At 61.1% G+C, this 14,933-nt stretch carries 14 protein-coding genes; 4 read left to right on the forward strand and 10 right to left on the reverse strand.

The annotated features are described in order from the left end of the window. Positions 1-11: 11 nt before the first annotated feature. Together AB8B02_RS06210 and AB8B02_RS06215 are read right to left on the reverse strand one after the other, a co-directional pair. Positions 12-1,199: a glycosyltransferase family 4 protein gene (locus AB8B02_RS06210; RefSeq protein ID WP_439063440.1), complete on the reverse strand. Its 1,188-nt coding sequence runs from the start codon at positions 1,197-1,199 to the stop codon at positions 12-14. A gap of 51 nt (positions 1,200-1,250) precedes the next feature. After that, positions 1,251-2,288: a GDP-mannose 4,6-dehydratase gene (locus AB8B02_RS06215; protein WP_439063441.1), complete on the reverse strand. Its 1,038-nt coding sequence runs from the start codon at positions 2,286-2,288 to the stop codon at positions 1,251-1,253. 320 nt (positions 2,289-2,608) lie between these two features. Between AB8B02_RS06215 and AB8B02_RS06220 the strand changes: the two genes are divergently transcribed. Beyond that, positions 2,609-3,694, forward strand: coding sequence for an AGE family epimerase/isomerase (locus tag AB8B02_RS06220; RefSeq protein WP_439063442.1), 1,086 nt, complete (start codon positions 2,609-2,611; stop codon positions 3,692-3,694). A gap of 13 nt (positions 3,695-3,707) precedes the next feature. On the opposite strand, the gene AB8B02_RS06225 is transcribed toward AB8B02_RS06220, so the two are convergent. Next, a complete protein-coding gene (locus AB8B02_RS06225) occupies positions 3,708-4,160 on the reverse strand; it encodes a GtrA family protein (RefSeq protein ID WP_089268162.1) in 453 nt (150 codons plus the stop codon). Positions 4,161-4,251: 91 nt separating this feature from the next. Beyond that, positions 4,252-5,481 carry a phenylacetate--CoA ligase family protein gene (locus tag AB8B02_RS06230; RefSeq protein ID WP_439063443.1) on the reverse strand — a complete coding sequence of 410 codons (1,230 nt, stop codon included), beginning with the start codon at positions 5,479-5,481 and terminating at the stop codon, positions 4,252-4,254. A gap of 73 nt (positions 5,482-5,554) precedes the next feature. On the opposite strand from AB8B02_RS06230, the gene AB8B02_RS06235 reads away from it, so the two are divergent. Then, complete coding sequence (locus tag AB8B02_RS06235; RefSeq protein WP_439063444.1) at positions 5,555-6,181, forward strand: TVP38/TMEM64 family protein; 627 nt, start codon at positions 5,555-5,557, stop codon at positions 6,179-6,181. On the opposite strand, the gene AB8B02_RS06240 is transcribed toward AB8B02_RS06235, so the two are convergent. The 4 genes from AB8B02_RS06240 to AB8B02_RS06255 form a co-directional block, all read right to left on the reverse strand. Next, complete coding sequence (locus AB8B02_RS06240) at positions 6,178-7,017, reverse strand: ABC transporter ATP-binding protein (protein ID WP_439063445.1); 840 nt, start codon at positions 7,015-7,017, stop codon at positions 6,178-6,180. The genes AB8B02_RS06235 and AB8B02_RS06240 overlap by 4 nt on opposite strands. 193 nt (positions 7,018-7,210) lie before the next feature. After that, the gene (locus AB8B02_RS06245) at positions 7,211-8,488 is read right to left on the reverse strand and encodes an ABC transporter substrate-binding protein (RefSeq protein ID WP_439063446.1); all 1,278 of its coding nucleotides are present in this window, start codon (positions 8,486-8,488) and stop codon (positions 7,211-7,213) included. A 55-nt stretch (positions 8,489-8,543) separates the two neighbouring features. Beyond that, entirely contained in the window at positions 8,544-9,617 is a 1,074-nt protein-coding gene (locus tag AB8B02_RS06250; RefSeq protein WP_231077463.1) for a branched-chain amino acid ABC transporter permease, read from the reverse strand. 3 nt (positions 9,618-9,620) lie between these two features. Further along, positions 9,621-10,514, reverse strand: coding sequence for a branched-chain amino acid ABC transporter permease (locus tag AB8B02_RS06255; RefSeq protein WP_439063447.1), 894 nt, complete (start codon positions 10,512-10,514; stop codon positions 9,621-9,623). Between the two features lie 77 nt (positions 10,515-10,591). Between AB8B02_RS06255 and AB8B02_RS06260 the strand changes: the two genes are divergently transcribed. Further along, on the forward strand, positions 10,592-10,999 hold the full coding sequence (locus tag AB8B02_RS06260) for an endonuclease domain-containing protein (protein ID WP_439063448.1): 408 nt from the start codon (positions 10,592-10,594) through the stop codon (positions 10,997-10,999). 128 nt (positions 11,000-11,127) lie between these two features. Here the strand turns inward: AB8B02_RS06260 and AB8B02_RS06265 are convergent, their stop codons facing one another. Beyond that, positions 11,128-13,059 carry a long-chain fatty acid--CoA ligase gene (locus AB8B02_RS06265; protein ID WP_439063449.1) on the reverse strand — a complete coding sequence of 644 codons (1,932 nt, stop codon included), beginning with the start codon at positions 13,057-13,059 and terminating at the stop codon, positions 11,128-11,130. Next, positions 13,056-13,877 carry an ABC transporter ATP-binding protein gene (locus AB8B02_RS06270; RefSeq protein ID WP_093760123.1) on the reverse strand — a complete coding sequence of 274 codons (822 nt, stop codon included), beginning with the start codon at positions 13,875-13,877 and terminating at the stop codon, positions 13,056-13,058. The genes AB8B02_RS06265 and AB8B02_RS06270 overlap by 4 nt, the downstream gene beginning before the upstream one ends. A gap of 227 nt (positions 13,878-14,104) precedes the next feature. Between AB8B02_RS06270 and AB8B02_RS06275 the strand changes: the two genes are divergently transcribed. Then, the gene (locus tag AB8B02_RS06275; protein ID WP_093760121.1) at positions 14,105-14,779 is read left to right on the forward strand and encodes a Crp/Fnr family transcriptional regulator; all 675 of its coding nucleotides are present in this window, start codon (positions 14,105-14,107) and stop codon (positions 14,777-14,779) included. Positions 14,780-14,933 lie beyond the last annotated feature (154 nt).

Below are 14,933 nucleotides of genomic sequence, written 5' to 3' on the forward strand. Positions count from 1 at the left end.
TTCCTCGTAGGTCAGGCCAAATGGCTCTGAAGCGTGGATGTTTGAAACGAATTAATACGCTTGGGCACTCTGACCGCCTCACGATAGATATCCAGGACCGCCGTGGCGCTCCGGTTCCTGTCGAATTTGCCGGCCCGTTGCCGGGCGGCAGCGGCGTATGTCTGTCTGGTCCCGGTGGAATCTGCAATGGCGCGCATGGAATTTACCCAGTCGCCTACACTTGCCGGCGAAACGAGCATGGCAGCGTCACCCGCTACCTCAGGCAAGGATGTTGTATTCGAACATAGGGTCGGCGCGCCGAACTGCATGCCTTCCAACACGGGAAGCCCGAAGCCTTCGAACACGGAGGGGTAGAGGTGAGCGTAGCAGTTTCTGTACAACCAGATCATTTCGTCATCGGAAACGTAACCGAGCAGGATGACCTTGTCGGCAATGCCCAGGTCCCCGACATACTGGCTGAAATCCTTCATCATCCAGCCCATCCCGCCGGCCAAAACTAACGGCATGGGCCGCCCGCCGGATGCGAGATACTCGGCGTAAGCCTTGACGAGGAGCCGTTGGTTCTTGCGCGGCTCGATGGTGCCGACGCTCAGCCAGAATTCAGCGTTGCCAAGATGCGGGATCTTGTCCGGACGTGTGCCGCTCCGCGTCGTGTCGGTGAAGCGCGAACACGGATACACCACCCGGATGCGGTCGTTGGGAAAGTGCGGGAACGTTTTCAGATAGGATGCGCGCGAATATTCCGAGATCGCGACGATCCAATCTGCGACGAGCGAGGATTTGAAAAGGCCATCGAAACAGCGCAGTCGATTGCGTTCAGTACTCCAACTGGGATCGATCACGAAACCAAGGTCGTAAAGCGTATAGATCAGGCGGCTCGACGTGATTTGTGTGGGAAGCCAGAAATTATTCGAATGGATGATGTCGGGATTGCTCAACTTCGCTTCGAGCTCGTCGCGCGACCAGAATTTTCGCGCGGCTTCGCGGGTGAGGTGGCGCGGTCCATAGTGTGTATTGCTGGCGTGGTAAGGATTGAAGACAGGCATTCGGTAGTCAAAAAACGAATCGCCGAAGGATGAATACAACGAGAACCGATGCTGCGGCGCGATCGAAATCATGGCGCCAGCCATCGCGTCAGCAAAATATCCGCAACCTGCCTTGCCGACCCCCGTCTGCGAAATATCGAAACCGATGTGCACGTAAAGACTCTTCTCTGCCGCCTGCTTTGAAGTGGCGCAACAACCTTCGGCCTAGCGATCGGATCGACGGTTGGCGACCGGCGCGGCACGTTCCAGCGAAAGCTTCAAAATACGGATGCGCTCCGTCACCATCATTTCGACCAGCCCCGCGAAATCGATCTTCGGTTGCCACCCGAGTTGAGACCTGAGCTTCGAAGGGTCCGCCTGCGTGAAGTGGCTATCGACCTTGCGGAGCAAAGTCTCGTCCCTGACCACATATTCGTTCCAGTCGAGTCCGCAAACCTTAAAGGCGATCTCGCAAAATTCTGCAATCGAATGTGCCTGTCCGGTTCCGACGGCGTAATCGGCCGGTGTGTCGTGGCAAACGATCATGTGCATCGCTTCAACGAAGTCACCGGCATAGCCGAAATCCCGCTGGATGGTGATGTCGCCGAGGAACAGCTTGCCATCGAGCAGTATCGGCCGGCCTCGCTCGTCGAGTTCATGTGTCTCGCGAAGCCCGAGCGACGCCGCAGCGGCGGCATGGGCGATCTTCTGGGATACGAAATTGAGCGGACGGTGCGGGCTCTCGTGATTGAACAGAATGCCGCAAGACAGGTGCAAGCCATATTGCCGGCGATACGCACCGACGATCTGGTGTGCGTAGGCCTTCGAAATGCCGTAAGGCGATCCTGGATTGGCACGCGTATCCTCGTCCTGGAGCTCTGCCCTTGTATCTCCGTATATTTCTGACGAAGAGGCCTGGAAGAGGCGACAGGATGGCGCTTCGCGCCGGATGTATTCACAAATGCGGTGAGGAACCAGCGAGTTCAGCAATGCCGTCTCGACTGGAATGTCCCACGAGATCGACGGTCGCGAAACGGCGGCAAGATTGTAGATTTCGTCAGGCGCAGCGCTTGCCAGCAGATCACTCAGGAAGTGTTCGTCGGTCAGGTTGCCAATATGCCAATGAACCTTGCCGTCATGCAGTGTCGGATCGGCGGGGTGCCGCGATTGAGCGAAAACGTCATACCCTTGCTTGAGCAAGAGGTCTGTGAGGTACCAGCCATCTTGGCCCGCGCCCCCGGTCACCAATGCGCGTTTTCTCACGGAAGTCCTCTATGGTCATTCACCGCTAGCGTTTAGGTGACATCATGGGCATTTTCAAGGTTCTTTGCATCCCTTCTCGGGAAAGAGACTGAATTCATTTGCTTTTTTCCCATTCAAGCAAATGGGGCATCCGTTGCATGTCATGCGATTGCCCTGTCGACATGCCATATATTGGTGCGTCAAAGGAGAGCGCAGGGGTTCTGATCTTGTTATGGTCGTGATTGGACGACAGATAGGCAAAGTTTGAAATGATAGAGGCTGTGAGCATGGTGAGCCCGGTGGTGAGCGAAGACGGAATCGTTCCGTCGCTGAGATCGTCTATGATCGAACGTACGCTCCCTCTGTGGTCGACCACCGGCTGGGACTCACATGCAGGCGGCTTTATCGAAAAGCTGGATGCTCGTGGCAATCCGGACGCTGGCGCTCCCCGTCGTGTCCGCGTACAGGCCCGCCAGATCTATTGCTTTGCCAAGGCCGCCCAGCTCGGCTGGTACCCGCAAGGCGCGGACATCGCGCGCAAGGGTCTCGATTACATGCTGGCCAAGGCGAAATCGCCGGATGGCAGGCCGGGCTTCGTGCATATTCTCGCGCCCGATGGTTCGGTGCTGAACCCGTTGCGTGACACCTATGACCACGCTTTCGTCCTGCTGGCGATGGCGACGGTCTATCAGCTGGATCGCGATGCAAAGGTGCGCGCCGAGATCGACGAATTGATGCATTTCATCGATACGCAACTGCGCTCGCCAGATGGCGGTTATCTCGAGGGCGTGCCGGCTTCGATGCCGCGTCGGCAGAATCCGCAGATGCATCTGCTGGAGGCCTTCATTGCGGGTTTTGACGCGACCCATGATCAGGCGTTCCAGGCGCGGGCCGGCGATCTCTTCGGTCTGTTCACGTCGAACCTGTGCGATGCGAAGAAGGGCGTGCTCGGCGAATATTTCGAACAGGACTGGTCGCGGATCGAGCCGGTCAGCGTCGAGCCCGGCCATCAGGCCGAATGGGTCTGGCTGCTCAAGGGCTTCGAACGCATCACCGGCTGTCCGACCGGCAAGCAGCGTGCAGCGTTGCTCGAATCCGCGCTGCGCTATCGCGACGCCACCGGCTGTCTGGTGGACGAAGGCGACGCCCAGGGCAATATCGTCAAGGCAACACGGCGCTGCTGGCCGCAGACCGAGATCATCAAGGCCTTCGTCGCGCAGGCGGAGTCTGGCGTCGAGGGCGCGGCCGACGAGGCACGCGCGGCGCTGATGCGGCTGGACAAGTATTATCTGCAGCATCCCGTCAAAGGCGGCTGGTACGATCAATTCGACGGTGAGGGACGCTCGCTGGTCGATACGATCCCGGCGTCATCCTTCTATCATATTCTATGCGCGGTCGCCGAAGCAGAACGGGTGCTCGGCGCCTGACCGCCTGTGCGATCTAGCGGATGGCTTCGTTCGGATCCGTCGGTTTGGTCCGAAACACCACGAAATGCGACATCGTGAAGTTCACGATGAAGCTGACCAAAATGGCCAGAAGCTTGGCGGCATAGACCGGCATGAAGTGCGACAGCACCACCAGCGTGGTGGTGGTCGCGATCACACCTAATACACCGGAGGCGACGAAGCTGAGATAATCCTTCCGTCGCAATACGCGGCCGGATTCGGCGCGGAACGTGATCATGGTGTTCATCACGTAGGAACACGATACAGCCACCAGCCAGGCTATGACATTGGCGGGCACCAGCGGCAGCTTCAGCACCTGATAGGCGAGGGTGAAGATGGCGAGATCGATGAGGGTGTTGCCGAGGCCGATCACGCCGAAGCTGATGATCTTCGACACCGTGGGGCGCGACAGCCAGGTCTCGACAATTTGTGGTAAAATCAGTCTCACGGCAGCAGGCATCCTCGATCTGGGCGGCTACATAGCAGGATCGCCCGCGGAAGTCCGGCTTTTTATGATGCGCCGCGGCAGTCCTGCGTGGTCAGTTCCCGCGCTCGTCCGCGATGATCTTGCCGTCATTGGGCAGCGAGGCCGGCGCCACCAGTTCCACGGCCCCACCGAGCTTGCTGACGGCCCTGAGCGTGGCTGTGACAGCCTCCAGAAGGCCAGGCTTGTCCAGGGCCGCCGCTTCGGCTTTCAACACCATGGCGTCATTCTCGCCGTCTCGGGACACCACCAGCCGGAGCCGTCCGAGTTCCGGGTGCCGCTTGCCGATTTCGGCGACCTGTTCGGGCCGCACGAACATGCCCTTGACCTTGGTGGCCTGGTCGGCGCGACCCATCCAGCCCCGGATGCGCATATTGCTCCGGCCGCAGGCGCTGGGGCCGGGCAGGGCGGCCGTCAGGTCGCCCAGAGCCAGCCGGATCCAGGGGTGGTGGGGGTCCAGTGAGGTCACCACGATCTCGCCGACATCGCCCTCGGCCACGGGTTCGCCGGTCCCGGGGGTCACGATTTCCAGGATCAGGTCCTCATTGACGATCAGGCCGTCCCGGGCGGTGCTCTCATAGGCGATGAAACCAAGATCAGCTGTGGCGAAGGCCTGATAGGCCTCGACACCGCGCGATGCGATCTCGGCCTGCAGCGAGGGCGGGAAGGCGGCGCCGGACACCATGGCGCGCTTGATCGAGGAAATGTCGCGCTTGGCGGCTTTCGCGACATCGAGCAGGATCTTCAGAAAATCCGGCGTGCCGCTATAGGCTGATGGACGATAGGCTTCGATCAGTTCGAGCTGTTGCTCGGTATTACCTGGGCCGGCGGGGATCACAGCGCAGCCGAGTGCCCGCGCGGCGCCGTCGAAGATGAAGCCGCCGGGGGTCAGGTGATAGCTGAAAGTATTCAGCACCACGTCGCCCGCGCGGAAACCTGCGGCATAGAGCGCCCGCGCGCCGCGCCAGGGATCAGCCTGTTTCGACTCCGGCTCGAAAATGGGCCCCGGCGAGGTGAACAACCGGCCGAACGAGCCGGTCGCGCCTGACACGAAGCCGCCGAACGGTGGGCTGGCCTTGTGCAGGGCCGGCAGGTCGGATTTGCGCAGCACCGGCAATTGCGCCAGCGCGGCGCGGCTGACGATCGCAGCGGGATCGATGCCCTTGAGATGTTCCGCATAAGCGGGCGCCTGCATCGCGTGGCGCAGCACATCCGGCAGGCGCGAAAACAGATTGGCCTGACGCTGCGACGGATCGCAGTTTTCGAGTGTGTCGAAGTGGCGCATCTGGGTGTGTCCTGGTGGTTTGGCGTCGTCGCGGTTATTCCGGTAGCTTGTGGCGCCGTGCTAGTGGGAAATCATGTCGTCAGAACGTATCGTCCAATGGCTCGACAGCTTCGGCCAGCTTGATTTTCCTGCTGCCGTCGTGTTGGCCGCATTGGTGGTTGCCTCTTCGTTTTTGCCGGTCCCGCGAACATTCATCGTGTTCGGTGCCGGTGCTGCGTTCGGCTTGCGCTCTCTCGTCGTCATTGTTCCAGTCGCCGCGGCTGCATCCGCTCTGGCCTTCATGCTGGCGCGCTCTGTTCTGCGCGGTTGGGTGGAGCGGCAGACCGAGAAACGCGCGGCCTGGCGCCTCATTGCCCAGGCCGTCGATGACGAGGGCTGGCGCATCGTCGCACTGATGCGGTTCGGCGGACCATTGCCCAATTCGGTGCAAAATTATCTGTTCGGTTTGACAAATATCGGACTGCTCCCGTTCGCCCTGGTCACTTTCCTGTTCACGCTGCCGCAGATCGTGCTTTACGTGTATCTCGGTGCGTCCGGACGGGCGTTGTTGCTCGATGATGGACCAATGCCGCTCAACCGTGTGCTGATTGCCATGGCCCTGGTCATTGTGTTCGTCATCCTGTTGCTGGTGTCGCGCCGCATTCGCGCGATCCTTGCGTGCAAGACCGGCGTCATGACGGCAGAGGCTGCCAGCAGCTAAAGCCATCGCTTGCGTCGCTTGAAGCTCTTCAGATTCTTGAAGCTCTTGCGCTGGTCGCCGGCGCCACCGAGATAGAACTCCTTCACGTCCTCATTGTCGCGGAGTTCGTCAGCGGTGCCGTCGAGCACCACCTTGCCCTGTTCCATGATGTAGCCGTGGCTTGCCACTGACAGCGCGGCGCGCGCGTTCTGCTCGACCAGCAGAATGGTGACGCCGAGATCACGGTTGATCTTCTTGATGATCGCGAACACCTCTTTCACCAGCAGTGGCGACAGGCCCATGGAGGGTTCGTCCATCAGGATCATCTTCGGCCGCGCCATTAGCGCGCGTCCGATCGCCAGCATCTGCTGCTCGCCGCCCGAGAGATAGCCGGCGAGGCCGGTGCGCTCCTTCAGGCGCGGGAAGTAATCGTAGACCATCTCGATATCGGTGGAGACCTCGTTGTCCCTGCGTGTGAAGGCGCCGAGCCGCAGGTTTTCCAGTGACGTCATGTCGGAGACGATACGGCGGCCTTCCATCACCTGGAAGATGCCGCGGCGGACGATCTTGTCGGGATCGATGCCGTCGATCCGTTCATTGTCGAACAGGATTTCGCCGCGCGTGACTTCGCCGTCTTCCGTTTTCAACAGACCGGAGATCGCCTTCAGCGTGGTCGACTTGCCGGCGCCATTGGCGCCGAGCAGCGCAACGATGGCGCCCTTCGGCACCTCCATGCTCAAGCCGCGCAGTACAAGGATCACGTCGTCATAGACGACCTCGATGTTGCGGATGTCGAGCAGGGGGGCGGTGGCGGGCGCTGTTGAAACTTGCGCGCTGGTGTCGATAGCTGTCTGCATCAATGACGCTCCTGAGATCGGCTGGTGCTAACCTCTCCCCGCCTGCGGGGAGAGGTCGACCCGGCGTAGCGCTGCGAAGCCGGGGCGGGTGAGGGGGACTCGCCATTAGCTCCGAGCCTGCTGAGGCTCCCCCTCATCCGACGCGGACTACGTCCGCGCCACCTTCTCCCCGCAAGCGGGGAGAAGGTAAGAACTACCACCCATGCCATTCCGGCTTGCGCGGCAGCTCGACTGTCTTGACCTTCTCGAGCTTGATCGTGCCCTTGGCCATCAGATCGTTCAGATCGCCATCGGTCGCGCCGGAGACCTTCGAGCGATACAGATCGACCTTGGTGGTCGGGCGGTGATCCTTGTCGGTCCAGGTCGAGGGATTGCAGACGCCCTCCATGCCGGCCGGCACCCAGTCCTTCTTCTGGTAGAAGCCCTTGGCGACGTTCTCGCCGGTAGCACCGCCGTTCTTCGCGGCCCAGTCGAGCGCTTCCTTCATGTAGAGCGAGGTGCAGACCGCCGCGATGTAGTGCACCGGGCGATAGATCTTGCCGGACGGGTCGGAGATCTTGGAAATCTCCTGCACCGTCTTCATGCCCGGCGCGTTGCCGCCCCAGCTCACCGCCGTGCGCAGCGGGAAGATCACGCCATCGGCAGCATCGCCTGCGGCCTTTGCCGCGTTCTCGTCCATGCCCCACACATTGCTCATGAACTGTACGTCGACGCCGGCTGCCTTGCAGGCCTTCATCACCGAGATGTTCGAAGCTGCGGTGTTGCCGAGATAAGCGTAGTTCGCGCCGGCGCTCTTCAGGCTGAGGCACTGTGCGCTGTAATCGCCGGGCGCGAGTGCGAAGACCAATGGCGGCAGGACGTCAAAGCCGAGTTCGGCGGCGAGCGCTTCACCCGCGGCCTTGGGCGCGTTGGGGTAGGGGTGGTTGGCGCCCATGTGGACGTATTTCGGCTTGCCCGACTTACCCTTGGACTTCCAGTCTTCTGCGGCCCAGGTCAGCTCGGCCCGCAGCGCGTCCGAATAGGACGGGCCATAGAAGAAGTTATACGGCGCAGGTTTTGCCTTGCCGCCGGCACCGGTCGGATCGGTCAGCGCAGCCGAGTACGAGCCCGAGATGTCCGGGATCTTGTCCTGTGCGAGGAAACCAGTGAGCGCCTCGGTATCTGCCGTGCCCCAGCCCATGATCGCCGCGACCTTGTCGGCGCCGGACCACTTCTTGTACAGCGCGATGGCGCGCGGCACCTGATAGCCATAGTCGTTGCTATCGAGATTGACCTGCTTGCCGCCGATGCCGCCATTCTTGTTGATCCAGGCATAGGTATCGACCACGCCCTGGCCATAGGGCGTGCCGACGTCGGACGTGCCGCCGGAATAATCGGCGAGGTGGCCGACGGCGATCTGCGCCTGCGCACTGGACGCACCCGCGATGAGAAGGGCAATGGACGCGGACGTTAGAAATGATTTCATCGTCATGAGCATTCTCCCGTTGGATTTTATATTTTGTCGTTTCGTCTAGTCCGTCCCGTTCTCAATGCGAGAACGGGTAGAGTTTCCAGTAGGTCTTGATCTGCCGCCAGCGATGCGCGAGTCCGTCGGGTTCGAACACCAGAAACGCGATGATGATGAGGCCGATGGCAATCTCGCGCAGGAAGGTGAGATTGTTGTTGAGCGCCAGCGCCTTGTCGATGACGCCGCCCTTCAGCTCCATGCTGATCCATTCCATCGCTTCCGGCACCAGCACCACGAAGGCCGTGCCCATCAGCGTGCCCATGATCGAGCCGGTACCGCCGATGATGACCATTGCGAGGAACAGGATCGAGCGCTCGATGCCGAAACCCTCGTTGGAGACCACGAGCTGGTTATGCGCGTACAGCGCGCCGGCGATGCCGGCGAAGAACGCCGCGAGGCCGAAGGACAACGTGCGATATTTGGTGAGATTGATGCCCATGATCTCGGCCGAGAGATAGTGATCACGCACAGCCACCAGCGCGCGGCCGTCACGCGAGCGCATCAGGTTGGTAACCAGCAGATAGCTCGCCACCACATAGGCCAGCACCACATAGAAATACTGCCGGTCGCCGCGCAGCGTATGGTCGAAGATCGAGAACGCTTTGGCCGTCGCCGGCACCGAGCCGCCGCTGAACCAGTCGGCGCGGGAGAAGAAGTCGAGCAGAATGTATTGCGCGGCCAGCGTGGCGATAACGAGGTACAGCCCTTTCAACCGTGCCGCAGGCAGGCCGAAAATGAGTCCCACGATGGCCGTTACTACGCCAGCGATGGGAATCGAGAAAAACACCGGGATCGGATAGTTGTTGGAGATATAGGCCGAGGTGAAAGCGCCGAACAGGAAGAAGGCGGCGTGGCCGATGGAGATCTGGCCGGTAAAACCGACCAGGATATTGAGCCCGAGCGCCGCGATGCCGTAGATGCCGATCATGATCAGCTGGCTAAGCCAGTATTCGCTGAGCAGTTGCGGCGCGAAGCAGATCAGCACCACGCCGAGGATCGCCGCGTTGCGGCTGGTGGTGGTCGGAAAGATTGTGGTGTCGACCGCATAGCTGGTGCGGAAGTCGCCGGCCGGGATGAGGGAGGGGCTGGCCATGTGTTACACCCGCTCGATGTCTTTGGTGCCGAACAGGCCGTAAGGCTTGATCATCAGGATGATGATGAGCACGTAGAACGGCGCGACCTCATAGAGATTGCCCCAGTGCAGATATTCGCTGTCGATGAATTGCGCGAAGTTCTCTAGCAGCCCGATGATGATGCCGCCGACCACCGCGCCGCCGATACTGTCGAGACCGCCGAGGATAACCGCCGGAAACACCTTGATGCCGTAGATCGACAAGCCGGATGACACGCCGTTGACGACGGCGACGACGACGCCGGCGACCGCGGAGACCATGGCCGAGATCGCCCAGGCCATCGCGAATACGGTTTTGACGGAAATGCCCAGCGATTGCGCGACCTGCTGGTTGAACGCGGTGGCGCGCATCGCCAGACCCCACTTGGACACTTTGAAGAACCACGCCATGCCGATCATCATCGCGACGGAGACAACCAGACTCATCACATAGACGGTCTGGATCTGTAGGCTACCGATCGTCACCGACTGGCTGGTGAAGACACGCGGGAATGGCTGCGGGTTGACGCCATAGATCCATTTCAGTGCCGCCTGAAACACGGCGGACAGCGCGATGGTCACCATGATCACCGAGATGACCGGCTCGCCGACCAGCGGCCGCAGGATCACGACCTGGATCAGGATGCCGAAGGCGAACATGAACACCAGCGTTATCGGCATGCCCAGCCAGAACGGCACCTGGTATTTGGTCAGCAGCGTCCAGCACACCCACGCACCGATCAGTAGCAACTCGCCCTGCGCGAAGTTTACGACCTGGGTGGCTTTGTAGATCAGCACGAACGACATCGCGACCACGCCGTAGAGCGTGCCGACCACGAGGCCATTGACCAGAAGCTGGAGGAGGAACTGCGTGTTCATGCGATGGCCGGAGTGCTAACCTCTCCCCGCTTGCGGGGAGAGGTCGGCGCGCAGCGCCGGGTGAGGGGAGCTTCCACATGCGCAAGGCCAATGCGGTCAGAACCACACGTGCCAGAAGGCTGCGGCGAGATTCGACCGATGCCGAGAATGCGCTTTGGTATCGCCTTCGCGCACGTTCCTTGGACGGGCACAAGTTTGTGCGACAAGAGCCGATCGGCAACTACATCGTCGATCTGATCTGCCGGGAGCGGTGCCTGATCGTGGAGGTGGATGGTGGGCAACACGCTGACAATGTGCGCGATGTTGCCCGTGACCAGTGGCTGGTCGAGCATCATTACCGGGTGCTCAGATTCTGGAACCATGATGTCTTGGACAATATCGAGGGTATTCTCGAAGTCATTGCGACGGCGCTTGCGGAAGCTCCCCCTCACCCGGATCGCAAGAGCGATCCGACCTCTCCCCGCAAGCGGGGAGAGGTTAGCTAGAACCGAGACGCCGCAGTTTCTTAACCTCCCCCCGCTTGCGGGGAGAGGTCGGCAGGCGCGCGTTAGCGCGCGTGCCGAGTGAGGGGGGCGCTCAGCGGAGTGCTGACCTATCGAAGCGCGAAGACCCATCATTCCGCCGCCTCCATGCGCGCGCCATCCCGCGCCATGTCCACCACGACCAATCGCGTGCGGATGCGCTGGGAGGTGCCGTCCTGGAAACGGATGGTGGTGTCGACGGGGATATCCCGCGCACCGCCATAGATGCCGTCGATGATATCGGCGTATTTCTCGTTGATGACGCTGCGGCGGACTTTTCGGGTGCGGGTCAGCTCGCCGTCGTCGGCGTCGAGCTCCTTGTACAGCAGCAGGAATTTGGCGATCCGCTGCGCGGGCGGCAGCGTGGCATTGACCGTCTCGACTTCCTTGCGGATCATCTCATAGACCTCGGGGCGTGACGACAGGTCCGTATAGGTCGTGAACGAGATGCGGTTCTTCTCGGCCCATTTCGAGATGATCGAGAAGCGGATGCAGATCATCGCCGCGAGCGCATCGCGGTTGTCGCCAAGCACCACGGTCTCGGCGATGTAGGGGGAGAATTTCAGCTTGTTCTCGATATATTGCGGGGAGAAGCGCTCGCCGCGCGCGGTCTGCGCCAGATCCTTGATGCGGTCGATGACGACGAGTTGCTTGTTATCATTGAAATAGCCGGCGTCGCCGGAATGCATCCAGCCATCGCGCAGATCGGCAGCTGAGGCCTCCGGCGATTTGTAATAGCCGAGGAACATATTGGGGTGCCTGACCACGATCTCGCCGACGCCCTGCACATCGGGATCGCGGACTTCGATCTCGATGCCGCTGCCCATGGCGATGCCGGTGGTGTCGGGATCGACGGCATCCGGCGGATGCAGCGTGAACGCGCCCAGCGTTTCGGTCTGGCCATAGAGCGTGCGTAGCGGCACGCCCATAGCGCGGAAGAATTTGAACGTATCCGGGCCGAGCGCCGCGCCGCCGGTGGCGGCCGAGCGCAAGCGTGTGAAGCCGAGACGATCGCGCAGCGCGCGGAACAACAACGTATCGGCCACGGCCGAGCGCTTGCCGTTGGCAAGTGCGGATAGCCCGGACTTCATGCCGAGCTCATACAGGCTCTGCTTCAGCGGCGACGAATCCATCACCCGTGCGCGCACGTCAGCTGCGATACCTTCCCAGACGCGCGGCGCGAACAGCACGAAGGTCGGCGCGATCTCGCGAAAATCGTTCATCATGGTGTCGGCCTGCTCGACGAAGTTGACCTTCATCCGGCTCAAGAGGCCTTTGCCGAGCGCATAGACCTGTTCCATGATCCAGGGCAGCGGCAGCACCGAAACATATTCATCATCTGGTCCCTTCGGATCGAACGACAGATACACCGCGCAGTGGCCGAGCACGCGGCCCGCCGCGAGCATCGCCAGCTTGGGATTCGACGTGGTGCCTGACGTGGTGCAGAGGATCGCGACATCCTCGCCCTTGGTCGCATCGACCAGTTGATCATAGAGCCCGGGTTCGTGCGCCGCACGGTCGCGGCCCATCTGGGCGAGCCTGTCGGCCTCCAACAGCCGTGGGTCGTCGTATTTCCGCATCCCGCGCGGGTCACTGTAGACGATGTGCTTCAAAGCCGGGACGCGGTCGGCGAGGGTCAGCAGCTTGTCGACCTGTTCTTCATCCTCGGCGAACACGATCTTGGCTTCGCCGTAGTTGAGGAGATAGGCGGCTTCCTCATCCAGTACGTCGCGATAGAGACCGAGGCTCATCCCGCCGATGGCATGCGCGGCGATCTCGGCAGCGACCCAGTCCGGCCGGTTATCGCCGATAATGCCGATGACGTCGCCACGGGCGATACCGAGCTCGACCATGCCGAGCGTGAAATCCTTCACCCGGGAATGGTAGTCATTCCAGGTGAACTCCCGCCACAGGCCAAAATCCTTCTCGCGCAGCGCGATCTCCTGGCCATGTTCTTTGGCATTGAGGCGCAGCAGCTTTGGATAGGTATCTGCCTGTTTGACGCGTCCGGCATAGTCCATCATGCGGCACTCTCCGCAGCGATAGGCGCATGGTCGGGATCGACGAGGGCTTCGTCTTCTTCACCGAGATAGGCGCGCTTGACGTGCGGATCGGCGAGCACGGCAGCCGGATCGCCCTCGGCGATCTTGCGGCCGAAATCCAGCACCATCACGCGATGGGAGATATCCATCACGACGCCCATGTCGTGCTCGATCATCATCACCGTCATCCCGTATTCTTCGTTGAGATCGACGATATAACGCGCCATGTCTTCCTTCTCCTCGAAGTTCATGCCGGCCATCGGCTCGTCGAGGAGGATAAGGTTCGGCTCCAGCGCCATCGCGCGGGCGAGTTCGACGCGTTTGCGCAGACCATAGGGAAGGGTGCCGGCGGTCGCCTTGCGCACGCTCTGCAGATCGAGGAAGTCGATGATCTCCTCCACCTTGCGGCGATGCTCGAGCTCTTCCTTGCGGGCGCCGGTCAGCCAGTACAGCGAGCCGGTGAGGAAGTTGTTCTTCAGGAGGTGATGGCGGCCGACCATGATGTTGTCGAGCACGCTCATATGATGAAACAGCGCGAGGTTCTGAAAGGTGCGGCCGATGCCGAGGCCGGGACGGGCGTTGGGATTGAGCCCGGTGATATCCTTGCCGTGATAGAACAGTTGGCCTTCGGTTGGGCGGTAGCGACCGGAGATGCAGTTGACGATGGAGGTCTTGCCGGCGCCGTTTGGCCCGATGATCGAGAACAGCTCGCCGTCATTGACAGCGAAGCTCACATCGGTGAGCGCGCGAACGCCACCAAAGCGCAGTGACACCCCGCGCACGTCCAGAGCAACCGCCACTCAAATCCTCCCAGATACGGCGCTTGTCGCGCTCTTTATCCACGTTCCTCGGATGGTCCCGAGCCTATATCGCCCGGTCACGCTAAGCCATTCTACTAATGACCTTTCGCGGTGGTCTTCCCTACGTCAAATCGGTATCCTGAAATGTCTCGCGGCGGACAATCTGCCTGCCAATTTGTCGCGCGAGCGTTCTTTTGCGCTGCAACATTCGAAGTGAAGCGGACCCTATGATTGCTGCAGATCATCTCAAGCGCATCGCGGCCTGGGCGCGGGACCTGAACGAGAAGGAGATCGAGGTCGCGCGCGCGGGCATCGTCGAGAAGTCGTTCAAGGCGAATGAATTCGTCTGCATGCGCGGTGACCAGTTCGAATACTGGACCGGCGTGGTGAGCGGTCTGGCGAAGATCGGCACCATCTCGCGCAGCGGCAAGGAAGTCAGCATCACCGGCCTGACGGCCGGTGCGTGGTTCGGCGAGGGCAGCGTGCTGAAGAACGAACCGCGACGTTACGACATTGTCCCGCTACGCGACTCCAAGCTCGCATTCATGGAGCGCCCGGCATTCATGTGGCTGTTCGAGAACAGTGTCGGCTTCAACCGCTTCCTGGTTTCGCTGTTGAACGAACGGCTCGGTCAGTTCATCGCACTGACTGAATATGGCCGCAGGCTCGACGCTACAGGGCGTCTCGCGCGCTGCATTGCCTCGCTGTTCAACCCGATCCTCTATCGCGACGCGACTAGGCATCTGGATATCACCCAGGAAGAGCTCGGTGCCATCAGCGGCATTTCGCGGCAGAGGGCGAACCAGTGCCTGCAGACGCTGGAGAAGGAGGGTCTGCTGCGCCTCGAATATGGTGGCGTGACAGTGGTCGATCTGGAGAAGCTAGGTAGTTACGGCGATTAGGGATTCCCTCGCCCCGCTTGCGGGGAGAGGGTGGCGTGGACGAAGTCCGCGACGGGTGAGGGGGAGCCAGCGAGTGAAACACTGGCTCCCCCTCACCCGAAGCCTCGCTAACGCTCGGCTCCGACCTCTCCCCGCAAGCGGGGCGAGGTAAGGA

It is taken from the genome of Tardiphaga sp. 862_B3_N4_1 (assembly GCF_051811085.1).
Taxonomy (GTDB): domain Bacteria; phylum Pseudomonadota; class Alphaproteobacteria; order Rhizobiales; family Xanthobacteraceae; genus Tardiphaga; species Tardiphaga robiniae.